We start from the raw sequence: 13,670 nt of genomic DNA, 5'->3' as shown, positions 1-13,670 counted from the left end.
TGCTATCAAATAAATAGCTAAAAAGGCATGGTGGTCGCGCGGGATAGCCTATTTTTTATCCAATTTCTGGATGAAAGCAGCCTCTTCCCCATCCTCCGCACCCTCCGCCCCGCCATACCCTGGGTACGCCCCTCCCGCCGCACTCATCGCCGCACCCTCCTGCCGCTCCCGCGCCATCTGCTCCGCAAACTGGTTGCGGCCCTCGCGGGCCACGGCGATGAACTTGGCGCGGTCCTTGTGGTGGGGATACATGCGGTCGGCCAGCGCGATGTTGTGGGTGCGAAAGCGCTGGGTGATGGCGGTTGCTTGCGCGGGGGGCAGGCCCATCAGCTCCAGCACCGTGTGGGCGCTTTGCAGGCTGGACTCGAACAACTCGCGCTGCACCAGCGTCACGCCCAGGTCGCGCAGTTTGTTCCAGTGCGTCACGTCGCGCGCGCGGGCCACGATCTGCAGGTGCGGGAAGTGTTCGCGCGCGAGCTTGGCGATTTGCAGGGACTGCTCGGCATCGTCCACGGCCACCACGAGGATGCGCGCGTGTTCGGCCCCGGCGATGCGCAGCAGGTCGAGCCGCGTGGCGTCGCCGTAGAACACGCGGTAGCCGAAGGTGCGCGCCACTTCGAGCATGTCCACGCTGTGGTCCAGCACGGTGGTGGGGATGCCCTGGGCCAGCAGCACGCGCGAGACGATCTGCCCATAGCGGCCGAAGCCCGCGATGATGATGGGCGCCTCTTGCGGCTCGGAGATTTCTTCGGCCTGGGGCGTGGCGGTTTTGAGTTTGGCGTAGCGGCGCAGCAGCACACGGTCCAGCAGCACCAGCAGCAGCGGGCTGATCAGCATCGACAGCGCCACAGCGCCGATCAGCAGCGAGGCGGTCTCGGCCGGGAACACGCTGGCGCCCGCAGCGGCCTGGAACACTACAAACGCAAACTCACCGCCCTGGGCCAGCAGCAGGGTGAACACCGGCCGCTCCTGGTAGGGGATGCCGACGATCTTGGCCAGCGTGTAGATCACCACGGCCTTGGCCGCGAGGAAGCCGACCAGGATGGCGGCCATGAGCCCGGGCGAGCGCAGGATCACGCCAAAGTCGATGCTCATGCCCACAGCGATGAAGAACAGCCCGAGCAGCAGGCCCTTGAAGGGTTCGATGTCAGCCTCCAGCTCGCGCCGGTATTCGCTGTCGGCCAGCAGCACGCCGGCGAGGAAGGCGCCCAGCGCCATCGACAGGCCCACCAGCACCATCAGGTACGCAATACCCACCACCAGCAGCAGCGCGGCGGCGGTGAAGATTTCGGGGGTGTTGCTCTTGGCGATCCAGCGCAGCACGGGGCGCAGCAGCAGGCGTCCGCCAAGGATGATGGCGGCGATCACGCCAACGATCTTGAGCACCTCCAGCAGCATGTCGCCCGGCGTGTGGCCCGCGCCGTCGCCTGCGGCAGCGCCCAGCACTGGCAGCAGCGCCAGGATGGGGATGGCCGCCACGTCCTGGAACAGCAGGATCGAAAAACCTGCCTGGCCGCTGCTGGTGCGCATCAGGTTGCGCTCGGCCAGCACCTGCAGCGCAATCGCCGTGGACGACAGCGCCAGGCCTAAAGCGCCCACCAGGCTCACGCGCCAGGGCAGGCCCGCCAGCGCGCCCAGCGCAAACAGCACGGCCGCGCAGCCCAGCACCTGGGCGGTGCCGGTGCCAAAGATGGGGCGGCGCAGCGCCCACAGGCGGCTGGGCTGCAGCTCCAGCCCCACCAGGAACAGCATGAGCACCACGCCAAACTCGGCAAAGTGCAGGATGTCCTGCACATTGCTCACCAGCCCCAGGCCCCAGGGCCCGATGGCGATGCCGGCCGCCAGGTAGCCAATGATGGCGCCCAGGCCCAGCGCCTTGGCGATGGGCACGGCCAGCACGGCGGCGGTGAGGTACAGGAAACCGTAGGTGAGCCAGGTGGGGGCGTGTTCCATGGAGGCGCGGCAATAGTGGTGGCGTTGGGAGGGGCGTCGCAGGGGTGCGGACGGGCGGGCGTGGGCGTGTCAGGATTCTGGCATTGCCGTAGCGATGCGGGGGTGCGCGTGGCATGCCATTGAAATGCTTCTATTTTGATAGCTGGTAGCGCTTTATGGTCAAGCGCTAGCAGGCATTTTTATCCAGATCATGGCAGCGACACGGGGGCGTTGTTAAGATGCTCGCCCTTCTTCGCACACGGGCTTGGTGATTCATGGACTTTCAGACTTGGCTGGCTTTTTTTGCGGCATCGTGCCTGATTGCGGTGTCGCCGGGTTCGGGCGCAGTGTTGTCGATGAGCCATGGCCTGTCGTTCGGCGTGCGCAAGACGGGCGCCACCATCCTGGGCCTGCAACTGGGCCTGCTGCTGATCCTGCTGATTGCCGGGGCGGGCGTGGGTTCGCTGCTGCTGGCGTCCGAGGTGGCGTTCAGTGTGGTCAAGGTGCTGGGCGCGTGCTACCTGATCTATGTGGGTTTCAACCAGTGGCGTGCGGGCGATGCGCCCATGGCGCAGGGCGATGATCACGAGGCTGCGGGCACCTGGCAAAAGCGCTGCCTTACCGGCTTCTTGACCAACGCCACCAACCCCAAGGGCATCATCTTCATGGTGGCCGTGCTGCCCCAGTTCATGACCGACACACGCCCGCTGTGGACGCAACTGCTGGTGATGGCCGCCACCACCGTCACGGTGGACGTGGTGGTGATGCACGGCTACGCTTTTGGGGCCAGCGCGCTGCGCCGCCTGATGCGCAGCGCCCGCGCCGTGCGCGCGCAGAACCGCGTGTTTGGCGGCTTGCTGATGGCGGTGGGGGCGGGGTTGTTCTTCGTCAAGCGCGGTGGCCAGCACGCCTGAGGGCGTGTTGCTTGCGTGTGGCGGTGTCTTTATGCTCTTGATTTGATAGCTTGAAGCGCTTATCCATCAGGCGCAGAGGGCTGATTTGGCTTGTATTTTTCATGGACCTGCAGATTCCAAGGAGCTTGTCATGCCAGTAGTTGTTGTCGCCAACCCGAAGGGCGGCGTGGGCAAGTCCACGCTGTCCACCAACATCGCGGGCTACTTTGCCAGCCAGGGGCATCCCGTGATCCTGGGCGACACCGACCGGCAGGAATCCGCCCGGCTGTGGCTGGGCCTGCGCCCCCCGGCCGCGCGCGCGATTGGCGGCTGGGACACCAGCTCGGACGTGATCAGCCGCCCGCCCAAGGGCACGACGCATGCGGTGCTCGACACGCCCGCCGGGCTGCACGGCTGGCGCCTGAACGATGTGCTCAAGCTGGCCGACAAGATCATCGTGCCGCTGCAGCCCAGCGTGTTCGATATCTTTGCCACGCGCAGCTTTCTGGACCAGCTGGCCGAGCACCGCCGGGCCGATGGCGTGCAGATCGGCATCGTCGGCATGCGCGTGGATGCCCGCACCAAGGCGGCTGAGCAGTTGCACCACTTTGTGGACAGCCTGGGCTTCCCGGTGCTGGGCTACCTGCGCGACACGCAGAACTATGTGCACCTGGCGGCCCACGGCCTCACGCTGTTTGACGTGTCGCCCGGCCGCGTGGCGCGCGACCTGGAGCAGTGGCCGGGTATCTGCGCATGGCTCAATTCTTGAAGGACAGCGTGAAGCACGACGTACCACCATTCCCCCGGGAAAACACCTGTCACCCGGCAGACAAGGCGCGCCGGAGCGCAGGGCTACATTGCAACGATGAAAATCTTCCGCTCTTATTCCGAAGTCAGCGCCTGCGTGGGCCAGGAGGTCGCCGTGACCGACTGGATCACCATCACGCAGGAACAGGTCAACCTGTTTGCCCAGGCCACGGGCGACCACCAGTGGATCCATGTGGACCCCGAGCGGGCCAAAGCCGGGCCGTTTGGCGCGCCAATTGCGCACGGGTTTCTCACGCTGTCGCTGATCCCGCAGTTTTTCGAAACGGGCCTGACCATCGAGGGTGCACGCATGGGCGTGAACTACGGGCTGAACAAGGTGCGCTTCACGGCGCCCGTGCCGGTGGGCAGCCGTTTGCGCGCGCGCCTCACCTTGCAGGCTGCCGAGCCGGTGGCGCCCGATGGCATGCAGATGACCTGGCTGGTCACGGTGGAGCGCGAGGGCAGCGACAAGCCGGTGTGCGTGGCCGAATCGCTGGCACGCAATTTCGGCGCCCCGGCGTAACGGGCCCCGCAGACTCCCTCTCCCCTTGTGGGAGAGGGTGGGGGAGAGGGGTTGCACAGGCACAGCGCCCGGGCTGCAACCCCCTCTCCCCCGGCCCCTCTCCCGCAAGGGGCGAGGGGAGCTGCGTGCGGCCTTCGGTGGTTGCGGCCGGACGGGAGGGCTGACGATGGACCGCCTGCAAGCCATGAAAATTTTCGAGCGCGTGGTGGAAGAGGGCGGCTTTGCCGCTGCCGCCCGCGCCATGGACATGTCGCCCCCCGTGGTCACCCGCATGGTGGCCGAGCTGGAGCAGCACCTGGGCACGCGCCTGCTGCAGCGCACCACCCGCAAGCTGGCCCTGACCGATGCGGGCGAGGCCTATCTGCAGCGGGTGCGCGCCATCCTGCACGAGATCGACGATGCCGAGGCGGCGGCTGCCGCCAGCACGCGCGACCTGCGCGGCACCATCCGCATTGTGGCGGCGCCGGTGCTGGCCACCAACTTCCTCGCGCCCATGGTGGCGCTGTGGCATGCCAACCACCCCAAGCTCATGCTGGACATCAGCATGGACGCGTATGCCTCCAGCCGCGTGGACGAGTTCGATGTGACCATCATGGTGATGGGGGAGGACTTTGACGCCAACATCGTCGCGCGCTCGCTGGTGCAGGGCGAGGCCATCGTGGTGGCATCACCCGACTACCTGAAGCGCCGGGGCATACCGCGCGAGCCGCAGGACCTGGTGAACCACGACTACCTGCGGGACTCCAGCGCGCCCGTGCGTGCGCAGATGGGCCCGGGCCGCAAGCTGCGTCTGCAGTCGCTGCGGGCCGATGTGCCCGACGAAGAGGTGGAAGCGCCTGCCGTGCTGCAGTCGGTGAGCACCGAGCTGCTGATGCGCGCCGCAGTGGACGGGGCGGGCGTGACCGTCACCTCGCGCCTGCTGGCCGAGGAGCACCTGGCCCGGGGTGAGCTGGTGCACATCCTGCCGGACTGGATTTTTTCGCGCTACACGATCTATGCGGCGCTGCCCTCGGGCCGCATGCTGCCTGCGCGCACGCGGGTGTTTTTGGACTTCTTGACGGAACAGGTGCCGCTGGCGATGGCGGAAAAGCGCGGGTAGCTCGGGTACGCGGCTCGCTCAGCTGAGCTGCGCGAAGCCGCTGATGATGGTGCCTTCGGGCTCGATGGTGATCTGGCCGTCGGGCATGGCAAAGCTGTTCTGGCGCCAGGCCTCGAACACCGTCACCGCCACAGCGTTCGACAGGTTCAGGCTGCGCTGGCCCTCCACCATGGGCAGGCGCAGGCGCTGGGCGGGCGGGAAGCTCTCGCGCAGCTCGGCGGGCAGCCCCCGGGTTTCGGCACCAAACACCAGCCAGTCGCCCGGCAGGAAGCAGGTGGAAAACACCGGCTGCGAGGCGTGTGTGGTCATGGCGAACATGCGTGTGGGGTCGGGTTGCGCGTCGCGCAAAAAGGCCGTCCAGCCGCTGTGGCGCAGCACCCTGGTGTATTCGTGGTAATCCAGCCCCGCGCGGCGCATCAGCCGGTCCTCCATCGAGAACCCCAGGGGCTCGATCAGGTGCAGCGTGCAACCCGTGTTGGCCGCCAGGCGAATGATGTTGCCGGTGTTGGGCGGGATTTCGGGCTCGACGAGGACGATGTGGAACATGCCCGCTATTGTCTTCGCCCCGGATGTGAGTTGAGCAACCGCTCGTAATCAAAAGTATCCCGCCTGGCGGGCGTGGGTGGGGCGCAGTGCCTGCCGCAGCGGGCTTAGGGCGTGTCATCAATCAATACCCCCACGCGCTGACCCCGCAATGCGGATGGATGCGCGAAGCGGGGCGCAGCCCATAGTCATCTATGGTCAAGCCACGCGACAAAGCAGACGCCGCATTGCGGGGACAGCCCGGAGGGAAAGCCATCCAGGCCGCGCATTGCGTCGTTGTCCTTCGCTTGTGTAGCTGCGCTACACGGCACTCAGGGCGCCTAGCACTGCACGGCCTGGCTGGCTTTCGCGTGGGGGTATTGATTGATGACACGCCCTAGTCCAGCGCCGTGCGTGCCAGCACCACCACCGCCACATGCGCCACCCCGGCCTCGCGCAGGGCCAGCGTGGCGGCATGCACGGTGGCGCCCGTGGTCATCACGTCGTCCAGCAGCACCACGCGCTGCCCCTGCAGGGCGGCGGCGCGGGCGGGTTCCACGGCAAATGCACCTTGCAGGTTGCGCAGCCGCTGGGCGCGTGGCAGGCCGCTTTGGGCCTCGGTGGCATGCAGGCGCAGCAGGCTGTGCACATCGGCCTTGGCGCCCGCCAGGTGCTGCGCCAGCAGGGCCGACTGGTTGAAGCCGCGTTCGCGCAGGCGTTCGGCAGACAGCGGCACGGGCAGCACCCGGTCTGCCGCCTCGACTGCGGGCTCCACCCAGGGCGTGCTGCGCAGCAGGGTGGCCAGCGTGCGGGCCCAGCCGGGGTCGGCCCGGAACTTGAAGTCCGCCAGCGCGGCAGACCAGGGGTAGGCGTAGTCCACGGCGGCCAGGCATGCATCAAAGGCTGGCGGGTGCTGCAGACAGGCGCCACACACGGTCACCCCCGTGGGCACGCGCAATGCGCAGCGCTGGCAGCGGCTGGCGGGCTGGGCGAACCGGGCCACACAGGCGTTGCAGATGCGCTGCGACGGCCAGGCATGGCAGGCAGCGCATTGGCTGGGCACGCGGTCGGTCAGGCCCCGCAAGCCCCGCAGGTGGCGCGAAAGCCCTGGCAATCCGTGAAAAAGCATGAATCAATATACTCGCGCGTCCCTGTGAGCTGCCATGTCCTCCGAGCGTCCCCCCACCATCGATCCCATTGCCGCTGCCCGCTGGCAGGCCGCTGCACCTGCCTTGTCCCCCTGGCTCCATGAAGAGGTGGCCCGCCGCATGGAGGACCGCCTGCAGTGGATTCGCCAGGCCCCGGCGTCCTGGTGCCATTGGGATGCCTTGCGTGGCGGGCTGCGGGCCCATGCGCTGGTGAGTGCCCGCTATCCCGAAGCCCGTTGCCAGGTGTTTGAATCGGCCGCGCACTGCGAGCCGGTGGTGCGGCAGGCGTTGGCCAAGCCCTGGTGGAGCCTTTCGCGCTGGAGCGCCGCGAGTCCCCGGTGGGGCCTGCCCGCCGATGCCAGCGTGCAGATGCTCTGGGCCAACATGGCGTTGCATACGGCCGCAGACCCGCAGGCCCTGATCGCCCAGTGGCACCGCGCGCTGGCGGTGGACGGCTACCTCATGTTCTCGTGCCTGGGGCCCGACACGCTGCGGGAGTTGCACGGGGTGTATGCGGCCCTGGGCTGGCCTCCGGCGGGCCATGCGTTTACCGACATGCACGACTGGGGCGACATGCTGGTGCACGCCGGTTTTGCCGAGCCGGTGATGGACATGGAGCGCATCACGCTCACCTTTGCCACGCCCGAGCGGCTGGTGCAGGAGCTGCGCGAGCTGGGCTGCAATCTGCACCCTGATCGCTTTCCCTCATTGCGCGGACGGCGCTGGCGCGACAAGCTCTATACCGTGCTGACTGAGCGGCTTGCTGATCCGCAGCAGGGAGGTCAGTTGGCGCTGACTTTTGAAATCATTTATGGCCACGCTTTCAAGCCCGCGCCAAGGGTGCGCATGGACTCCAGCAGCACGGTTTCGCTGCAGGACATGCGTTTGATGTTGCGCAAGGGCGGCAAAGAAAACTAACCTGTAACTCCGTGTCAATGACTTGGAACAAGGCACGCTACAATTCAGGGTTATTGAGATTTCGGGCATCTTCCCGCGCAAATTTGCGGGCTGCGCCTGTGGTGCCTGAGGCCCCACAAACGGTGCGCCAGCAGCCTTGTGGGCACGACCTGTGACGGGCTTGGTTTTACGTTTTGCCACGGTGTCGGGGCAGCGCATTGACTGGCGCTTGGCCCGGAATTGCTCGGTCACGCCGGCACAGTTGGGATGGATGTATCTGTCCTTGTGCCTGGTGTCCCTGGGGATCGCAACGTGCTTCTGGATGCTCGGCGCCTACCTGGTGATGCCCTTTGCGTGGCTCGAAATCTTGGCTGTAGGAATTGCATTCGCCATGTACGGTCGCCATGCGGCGGATGGCGAGAGGATTTCACTGCAAGGCTCGCGCCTTGTGGTGGAACGGGAGACAGCAGGCCGGCTGGAGCGCGCAGAGTTTGACCGGAGCCGGGTTCGTGTAGAACCCAAGACCGGAGATCACTCGCTCATCATGCTGTCTGCGCAGGGTCGGTCTGTTGAAGTGGGGCGCTTTGTGCGCCCCGAACTTCGACCGGCCCTGGCATCGGAGATCCGCATGGCCTTGCGCGCCGCCTGACCCCACGCAGGCATGCACAAGGGATTGGTTAAATTGAGGCTTAGAAGTAAGTGAGAACTATGAAGAGCATTTCCAACAAGCTGGCTTCTCTGCTGCTGATTGCCGGTGCATGGGTGGGCTCCGCAGCCCATGCCGTCCAGGACCTGCCTGGCGGCCCTGCAGTCAACCAGCTGAACCTGCATCCCCCAGTCACCAAAATTGCTGAAGAGCAGCATTTTCTGCACTGGATGATGCTGATCATCTGCACGGTGATCTTTGTTGCAGTGTTCTCCGTGATGTTCTACTCGATCTGGAAGCACCGCCGCTCCAAGGGCGCCAAGTCTGCCAACTTCCATGAGTCCGTCACCGTCGAAGTGATCTGGACTATTATCCCCTTCATCATCGTGATCCTGATGGCCCTGCCCGCCACCAAGGTGCTGGTGGCGCAGAAGGACACCACCAACGCCGACCTCACCATCAAGACCACGGGTTACCAGTGGAAGTGGGGTTATGACTACATCACCGGCGAAGGCGAAGGCCTGGCCTTCATCTCCACGCTGGACAGCAGCCACCGCGTGATGTCCGACACCGGCAAAGTGGCCGACGCGCCCGCCGATTACCTGCTCAAGGTGGACAACCCGATGGTGGTGCCCGTGGGCAAGAAGATCCGCATCATCACCACCGCCAATGACGTGATCCACGCCTTCATGGTGCCTGCTTTCGGTATCAAGCAGGATGCGATCCCCGGTTTTGTGCGCGACACCTGGTTCCGTGCTGAAAAGATTGGCGACTACTACGGCCAGTGCGCCGAGTTGTGCGGCAAGGAACACGCCTACATGCCCATCCACGTGAAGGTCGTGTCTGCCGAAGACTACACCGCCTGGGTGGCCGACCAGAAGAAGAAGGCTGCCGCCAAGTTGGACGACCCGACCAAGGTCTGGACGCTGGACGACATCATGAAACGTGGCGAGAAGGTGTATGCCTCGAACTGCGCCGCCTGCCACCAGGCCAACGGCAAGGGCGCTGGCCCCATCAAGCCGCTGGACGCCTCGGCTGTGGTGTTGGACGCCGACCACGCCAAGCAGATCCAGATCCTGCTCAAGGGTGCTGCCAATGGGGCCATGCCTGCCTGGGCACAGCTCAGCGATACCGATATTGCCTCTGTGGTGACCTACACGAAAAACTCCTGGTCCAACAAGACCGGACAGCTGGTGCAGCCTGCTGAAATCGTGGCCCAGCGCGGCAAGTAATCATCGCCCAACGTATTGAGGAATCCAACATGAGCGCAGTTCTCGACAACCACGGTCACGCGGGCGACCACGCACACGACGACCATGGCCACCATGGCCCCACCGGCTGGCGCCGCTGGGTGTATGCCACCAACCACAAAGACATTGGCACGCTGTACCTGCTGTTCGCCTTCACCATGCTCATGGTAGGTGGCGTTCTGGCGCTGCTGATCCGCGCCGAGCTGTTCCAGCCGGGGCTGCAACTGGTGAACCCCGAGCTGTTCAACCAGCTCACCACCATGCACGGACTGATCATGGTGTTCGGCGCCATCATGCCGGCCTTCGTGGGCTTTGCGAACTGGATGATCCCGCTGCAGATCGGCGCATCCGACATGGCCTTTGCCCGCATGAACAACTTCAGCTTCTGGCTGATGATCCCTGCGGCCATCATGCTCGTGGCGTCGTTCTTCATGCCCGGTGGCGCTCCTGCTGCGGGCTGGACGCTGTATGCACCGCTGACGCTGCAAATGGGCCCTTCCATGGACGCTGGCATCTTCGCAATGCACATCCTGGGTGCCTCGTCCATCATGGGCTCGATCAACATCATCGTGACCATCCTCAACATGCGCGCCCCCGGCATGACGCTGATGAAGATGCCCATGTTCGCCTGGACCTGGCTTATCACTGCCTACCTGCTGATCGCCGTGATGCCCGTGCTGGCTGGCGCCATCACCATGACGCTGACGGACCGCCACTTCGGCACCAGCTTCTTCAACCCCGCCGGTGGCGGTGACCCGGTGATGTACCAGCACATCTTCTGGTTCTTCGGCCACCCCGAGGTGTACATCATGATCTTGCCGGCCTTCGGCATCATCAGCCAGATCGTGCCCGCTTTTGCCCGCAAGAAGCTGTTCGGCTACGCCTCCATGGTGTACGCCACGTCGTCCATCGCCATCCTGTCGTTCATCGTGTGGGCCCACCACATGTTCACGACCGGCATGCCCGTGACCGGCCAGCTGTTCTTCATGTACGCCACCATGCTGATCTCCGTGCCCACGGCCGTGAAGATCTTCAACTGGATCGCCACCATGTGGCGCGGCTCCATGACGTTTGAAACCCCCATGCTGTTTGCTGTGGGCTTCATCTTCGTGTTCACCATGGGTGGTTTCACCGGCCTGATTCTGGCCATGGCCCCCATTGACATCCAGCTGCAAGACACGTACTACGTGGTGGCCCACTTCCACTACGTGCTGGTGGCCGGTTCGCTGTTCTCCATGTTCGCTGGCGTGTACTACTGGCTGCCCAAGTGGACGGGCGTGATGTATTCCGAAACCCGTGGCCAGATCCACTTCTGGGGTTCGCTGATCACCTTCAACATCACGTTCTTCCCGATGCACTTCCTGGGGCTGGCTGGCATGCCCCGCCGCTATGCCGACTACCCCATGCAGTTCGCTGATTTCAATGCGATTGCTTCGGTGGGCGCATTCGGCTTCGGTCTGATGCAGGTGTACTTCTTCCTGGCCGTCATCGTGCCCGCCATGCGTGGCAAGGGTGAAAAGGCCGCCGCCAAGCCTTGGGACGGTGCCGAGGGCCTGGAGTGGGAAGTCCCATCCCCTGCGCCTTTCCACACCTTTGAGAACCCACCCAAGCTGGACGCCACGGCCACCCGTGTGATCGGCTGAGGACCGCGCCCATGACACCCGAGCAGAAAAAGAGCAACCTGCGGATGGCGCTGATCCTGGCGTCGATTGCAGTGGTGTTCTTCGTCGGGTTCATGGCCAAGGTGTTCTTCCTCTCCCGTTGAGCTGAGGCCCCACCTGCCATGAGCCTGCGCCGCGAAAACGCCAAGATGGTCGGCAAGCTGGTCGTGATTGCGGCTGGCATGTTCGCCTTCGGCTACGTGCTGATCCCGATCTACAAGCACATCTGCGAGATGACGGGCATCAACATCCTGTCGCTGTCCGAGCGCCAGGTGCCGGGCAACGGCGTGGCAGGCAAGGACGTGAAGCTGCCAGCGAACACGCAGGTAGACAAGAGCCGCACCATCACCGTCGAGTTCGATGCCAATGCGCGTGGCCCCTGGGACTTCAAGCCCGCCCAGCGCTCGGTGCAGGTGCACCCCGGCGAGCTGACCACGGTGATGTACGAATTCCAGAATGTGCAGAACCGCCGCATGGCCGCACAGGCCATTCCGAGTTATGCCCCGCGCCAGGCGGCAGCCCATTTCAACAAGCTGGAGTGCTTCTGCTTCAACCAGTATGTGCTGGAGCCTGGTGAAAAGAAGGAATGGCCCGTGGCCTTCGTGATTGATCCGCGCCTGTCCAAGGATGTGACCACCATCACGCTGTCCTACACGTTTTTCGAAGTGGGTGGCAAGACGCCAGCCGCACCAGAGTCCACTGCTGCGGTGGGCGACGCAGTGTCCGCCCCCAGCGTGTTGGCGACGGGGGTTGGCTCATGAATGCGCCCCTCGATCCGTCTGCGGTGAAGCCGCTGGAGCGCAAGGGCTCGCTGCTGCGCACGGTGCGCGCGGTGGCCTGGTCGCTCATTGGCCTGCGCAAGGGCAGCGAGTACCAGCAGGATGTCGAAAAACTCAACCCGCTGCACATCATTGCGGTGGGGCTGGTCGCGGTTTTTTTGCTGGTGATGGGGCTGATGGCCTTGGTGAATTGGGTAGTGTGAACGGGTTGTTGGACCCGTATCGACGACAAGACTGAAAACAAAGATTTGAGATTCAGGAGCTGAAATGAGTGCATCAACCCACGGCGGAACCCCGTACTACTATGTGCCTGCCGAGTCACGCCACCCGGTGATGGCGGCTGCAGGCCTGTTCTTTGTCATCCTCGGCGCAGGCCAGTGGATCAACGGCCATGACTGGGGCAAGTATTCCCTGGCCCTGGGCCTGGTGTGGTGGCTGTTCACGCTGTACCAGTGGTTCGGTGATGCCGTGCGCGAAAGCGAAGGTGGCCTGTACGGCCACAAGATCGACCTGTCGTACCGCTGGAGCATGAGCTGGTTCATCTTCTCGGAAGTGATGTTCTTCGGCGCGTTCTTCACGGCACTGTGGTGGGCGCGTTCGCACTCGGTGCCTGCACTGGGTAGCCTCGACAACGCGCTGCTCTGGCCTGATTTCAAGGCGGTGTGGCCCAGCGTGGCAGCAGGTGTGACGGCGTCGCCTGCTGGCATCGTCGAGCCCTTCCAGACGGTCGGCCCCTTCTGGCTGCCCACCATCAACACTGCGCTGCTGCTGACCTCGGGCGTGACGCTGACCATTGCCCATCACGCACTGCGCGAAAACCATCGTGGCAAGACGATTGGTTTCATGTGGGCCACGGTTCTGCTGGGTTTTGTCTTCCTGCTGGTGCAAGGCTACGAGTACTACCACCTGTACACCGACCTGAACCTCAAGCTCAACTCGGGCGTGTTCGGCTCCACCTTCTTCATGCTGACCGGCTTCCACGGCTTTCACGTGTTCCTGGGCATGCTGATGCTGCTGGTGATCACGCTGCGCCTGCAAAAGGGCCACTTCACCGCTGATAAGCACTTCGGCTTTGAAGGTGCCGCCTGGTACTGGCACTTTGTGGACGTGGTGTGGCTCGGCCTGTACGTGTTGGTGTACTGGATGTAAGCACCCCACGGCACCCAAAAAAAAGCGCCTCGCGGCGCTTTTTTTGTTGGAGGTGCGAGCCGCCAGAAGGCTGGATGTTCGCCGCCTGTGGCGGGCGAGGTCGCCCGCTGGAACAGGCCCGGTCAGCGGGTTGCTGGCAGGCCGGTAGGCTGGATGTAGCCCAGCTGCCAGGCAATCAGAATGCACACAAACAGCACAATGGACAACCCCACCCGCACTGCCAGCGCCTTGGCCATGTGGTTGCCTCTGCGCTTGTCGTCCTGGCTGCCCTGGCCGTTGCGCATCATGAAGAACAAGGCCGAAGCGAGGCTGGTCAATATGGCGATGAACGCCAGCACTACAAGGTATTTCATGGAGCACATTA

At 64.4% G+C, this 13,670-nt stretch carries 16 protein-coding genes; 12 read left to right on the top strand and 4 right to left on the bottom strand.

Going from position 1 to position 13,670, the window contains the following annotated elements:
• Window positions 1-48 precede the first annotated feature (48 nt).
• Window positions 49-1,953, bottom strand: coding sequence for a glutathione-regulated potassium-efflux system protein KefC (kefC, locus tag A1D30_RS00545; protein WP_063458879.1), 1,905 nt, complete (start codon window positions 1,951-1,953; stop codon window positions 49-51).
• A 254-nt stretch (window positions 1,954-2,207) separates the two neighbouring features.
• Here kefC and A1D30_RS00540 point away from each other — a divergent pair, with 254 nt between their 5' ends.
• From A1D30_RS00540 to A1D30_RS00525, 4 genes are all read left to right on the top strand, one after another.
• The gene (locus A1D30_RS00540; protein ID WP_063458878.1) at window positions 2,208-2,846 is read left to right on the top strand and encodes a LysE family transporter; all 639 of its coding nucleotides are present in this window, start codon (window positions 2,208-2,210) and stop codon (window positions 2,844-2,846) included.
• Window positions 2,847-2,976: 130 nt separating this feature from the next.
• A complete protein-coding gene (locus A1D30_RS00535) occupies window positions 2,977-3,594 on the top strand; it encodes a ParA family protein (protein WP_063458877.1) in 618 nt (205 codons plus the stop codon).
• Between the two features lie 96 nt (window positions 3,595-3,690).
• Entirely contained in the window at window positions 3,691-4,155 is a 465-nt protein-coding gene (locus A1D30_RS00530; protein ID WP_056066019.1) for a MaoC family dehydratase, read from the top strand.
• Window positions 4,156-4,321: 166 nt separating this feature from the next.
• Window positions 4,322-5,254 carry a LysR family transcriptional regulator gene (locus A1D30_RS00525; RefSeq protein ID WP_063458876.1) on the top strand — a complete coding sequence of 311 codons (933 nt, stop codon included), beginning with the start codon at window positions 4,322-4,324 and terminating at the stop codon, window positions 5,252-5,254.
• Window positions 5,255-5,272: 18 nt separating this feature from the next.
• On the opposite strand, the gene A1D30_RS00520 is transcribed toward A1D30_RS00525, so the two are convergent.
• Both A1D30_RS00520 and A1D30_RS00515 read right to left on the bottom strand, forming a co-directional pair.
• Window positions 5,273-5,800 (bottom strand): tRNA (cytidine(34)-2'-O)-methyltransferase, encoded by a 528-nt coding sequence (locus tag A1D30_RS00520; RefSeq protein WP_063458875.1) that lies wholly within the window; start codon window positions 5,798-5,800, stop codon window positions 5,273-5,275.
• Between the two features lie 373 nt (window positions 5,801-6,173).
• Window positions 6,174-6,905, bottom strand: a complete 732-nt coding sequence (locus A1D30_RS00515; RefSeq protein WP_063458874.1) for a ComF family protein — start codon at window positions 6,903-6,905, stop codon at window positions 6,174-6,176.
• 34 nt (window positions 6,906-6,939) lie between these two features.
• Here A1D30_RS00515 and A1D30_RS00510 point away from each other — a divergent pair, with 34 nt between their 5' ends.
• The 8 genes from A1D30_RS00510 to A1D30_RS00480 all read left to right on the top strand — a co-directional run bounded on the left by A1D30_RS00510 (window position 6,940) and on the right by A1D30_RS00480 (window position 13,306).
• Complete coding sequence (locus tag A1D30_RS00510; RefSeq protein ID WP_063458873.1) at window positions 6,940-7,842, top strand: hypothetical protein; 903 nt, start codon at window positions 6,940-6,942, stop codon at window positions 7,840-7,842.
• Between the two features lie 151 nt (window positions 7,843-7,993).
• Window positions 7,994-8,470, top strand: coding sequence for a DUF2244 domain-containing protein (locus tag A1D30_RS00505; RefSeq protein ID WP_063458872.1), 477 nt, complete (start codon window positions 7,994-7,996; stop codon window positions 8,468-8,470).
• Between the two features lie 59 nt (window positions 8,471-8,529).
• The gene (gene coxB / locus A1D30_RS00500) at window positions 8,530-9,699 is read left to right on the top strand and encodes a cytochrome c oxidase subunit II (RefSeq protein ID WP_063458871.1); all 1,170 of its coding nucleotides are present in this window, start codon (window positions 8,530-8,532) and stop codon (window positions 9,697-9,699) included.
• Window positions 9,700-9,728: 29 nt separating this feature from the next.
• Window positions 9,729-11,360, top strand: coding sequence for a cytochrome c oxidase subunit I (gene ctaD / locus A1D30_RS00495; RefSeq protein ID WP_063458870.1), 1,632 nt, complete (start codon window positions 9,729-9,731; stop codon window positions 11,358-11,360).
• Window positions 11,361-11,371: 11 nt separating this feature from the next.
• Window positions 11,372-11,482 (top strand): cytochrome oxidase small assembly protein, encoded by a 111-nt coding sequence (locus A1D30_RS26280; RefSeq protein WP_212742253.1) that lies wholly within the window; start codon window positions 11,372-11,374, stop codon window positions 11,480-11,482.
• Between the two features lie 18 nt (window positions 11,483-11,500).
• Complete coding sequence (locus A1D30_RS00490; protein WP_063458869.1) at window positions 11,501-12,139, top strand: cytochrome c oxidase assembly protein; 639 nt, start codon at window positions 11,501-11,503, stop codon at window positions 12,137-12,139.
• The gene (locus A1D30_RS00485) at window positions 12,136-12,360 is read left to right on the top strand and encodes a DUF2970 domain-containing protein (RefSeq protein WP_063458868.1); all 225 of its coding nucleotides are present in this window, start codon (window positions 12,136-12,138) and stop codon (window positions 12,358-12,360) included. The genes A1D30_RS00490 and A1D30_RS00485 overlap by 4 nt, the downstream gene beginning before the upstream one ends.
• 64 nt (window positions 12,361-12,424) lie before the next feature.
• On the top strand, window positions 12,425-13,306 hold the full coding sequence (locus A1D30_RS00480) for a cytochrome c oxidase subunit 3 (RefSeq protein WP_063458867.1): 882 nt from the start codon (window positions 12,425-12,427) through the stop codon (window positions 13,304-13,306).
• A 122-nt stretch (window positions 13,307-13,428) separates the two neighbouring features.
• Here the strand turns inward: A1D30_RS00480 and A1D30_RS00475 are convergent, their stop codons facing one another.
• Window positions 13,429-13,659 carry a twin transmembrane helix small protein gene (locus tag A1D30_RS00475; protein ID WP_063458866.1) on the bottom strand — a complete coding sequence of 77 codons (231 nt, stop codon included), beginning with the start codon at window positions 13,657-13,659 and terminating at the stop codon, window positions 13,429-13,431.
• Window positions 13,660-13,670 lie beyond the last annotated feature (11 nt).

Source organism: Acidovorax sp. GW101-3H11 (assembly GCF_001633105.1).
In the GTDB taxonomy this organism is placed as follows: domain Bacteria; phylum Pseudomonadota; class Gammaproteobacteria; order Burkholderiales; family Burkholderiaceae_C; genus Acidovorax.
The sequence above is the reverse complement of the archived record's forward strand: the minus strand, read 5'-3'. Positions and strand labels throughout refer to the sequence as shown.

Bases quoted from the DNA above. Each gene is read 5' to 3' on its own strand.
- ctaD (WP_063458870.1), top strand. From the start codon at position 9,729: ATGAGCGCAGTTCTCGACAACCACGGTCACGCGGGCGACCACGCACAC.
- kefC (WP_063458879.1), bottom strand. From the start codon at position 1,953: ATGGAACACGCCCCCACCTGGCTCACCTACGGTTTCCTGTACCTCACC.
- A1D30_RS00530 (WP_056066019.1), top strand. From the start codon at position 3,691: ATGAAAATCTTCCGCTCTTATTCCGAAGTCAGCGCCTGCGTGGGCCAG.
- coxB (WP_063458871.1), top strand. From the start codon at position 8,530: ATGAAGAGCATTTCCAACAAGCTGGCTTCTCTGCTGCTGATTGCCGGT.
- A1D30_RS00540 (WP_063458878.1), top strand. From the start codon at position 2,208: ATGGACTTTCAGACTTGGCTGGCTTTTTTTGCGGCATCGTGCCTGATT.
- A1D30_RS00475 (WP_063458866.1), bottom strand. From the start codon at position 13,659: ATGAAATACCTTGTAGTGCTGGCGTTCATCGCCATATTGACCAGCCTC.
- A1D30_RS26280 (WP_212742253.1), top strand. From the start codon at position 11,372: ATGACACCCGAGCAGAAAAAGAGCAACCTGCGGATGGCGCTGATCCTG.
- A1D30_RS00490 (WP_063458869.1), top strand. From the start codon at position 11,501: ATGAGCCTGCGCCGCGAAAACGCCAAGATGGTCGGCAAGCTGGTCGTG.
- A1D30_RS00485 (WP_063458868.1), top strand. From the start codon at position 12,136: ATGAATGCGCCCCTCGATCCGTCTGCGGTGAAGCCGCTGGAGCGCAAG.
- A1D30_RS00480 (WP_063458867.1), top strand. From the start codon at position 12,425: ATGAGTGCATCAACCCACGGCGGAACCCCGTACTACTATGTGCCTGCC.
- A1D30_RS00535 (WP_063458877.1), top strand. From the start codon at position 2,977: ATGCCAGTAGTTGTTGTCGCCAACCCGAAGGGCGGCGTGGGCAAGTCC.
- A1D30_RS00525 (WP_063458876.1), top strand. From the start codon at position 4,322: ATGGACCGCCTGCAAGCCATGAAAATTTTCGAGCGCGTGGTGGAAGAG.
- A1D30_RS00510 (WP_063458873.1), top strand. From the start codon at position 6,940: ATGTCCTCCGAGCGTCCCCCCACCATCGATCCCATTGCCGCTGCCCGC.
- A1D30_RS00515 (WP_063458874.1), bottom strand. From the start codon at position 6,905: ATGCTTTTTCACGGATTGCCAGGGCTTTCGCGCCACCTGCGGGGCTTG.
- A1D30_RS00520 (WP_063458875.1), bottom strand. From the start codon at position 5,800: ATGTTCCACATCGTCCTCGTCGAGCCCGAAATCCCGCCCAACACCGGC.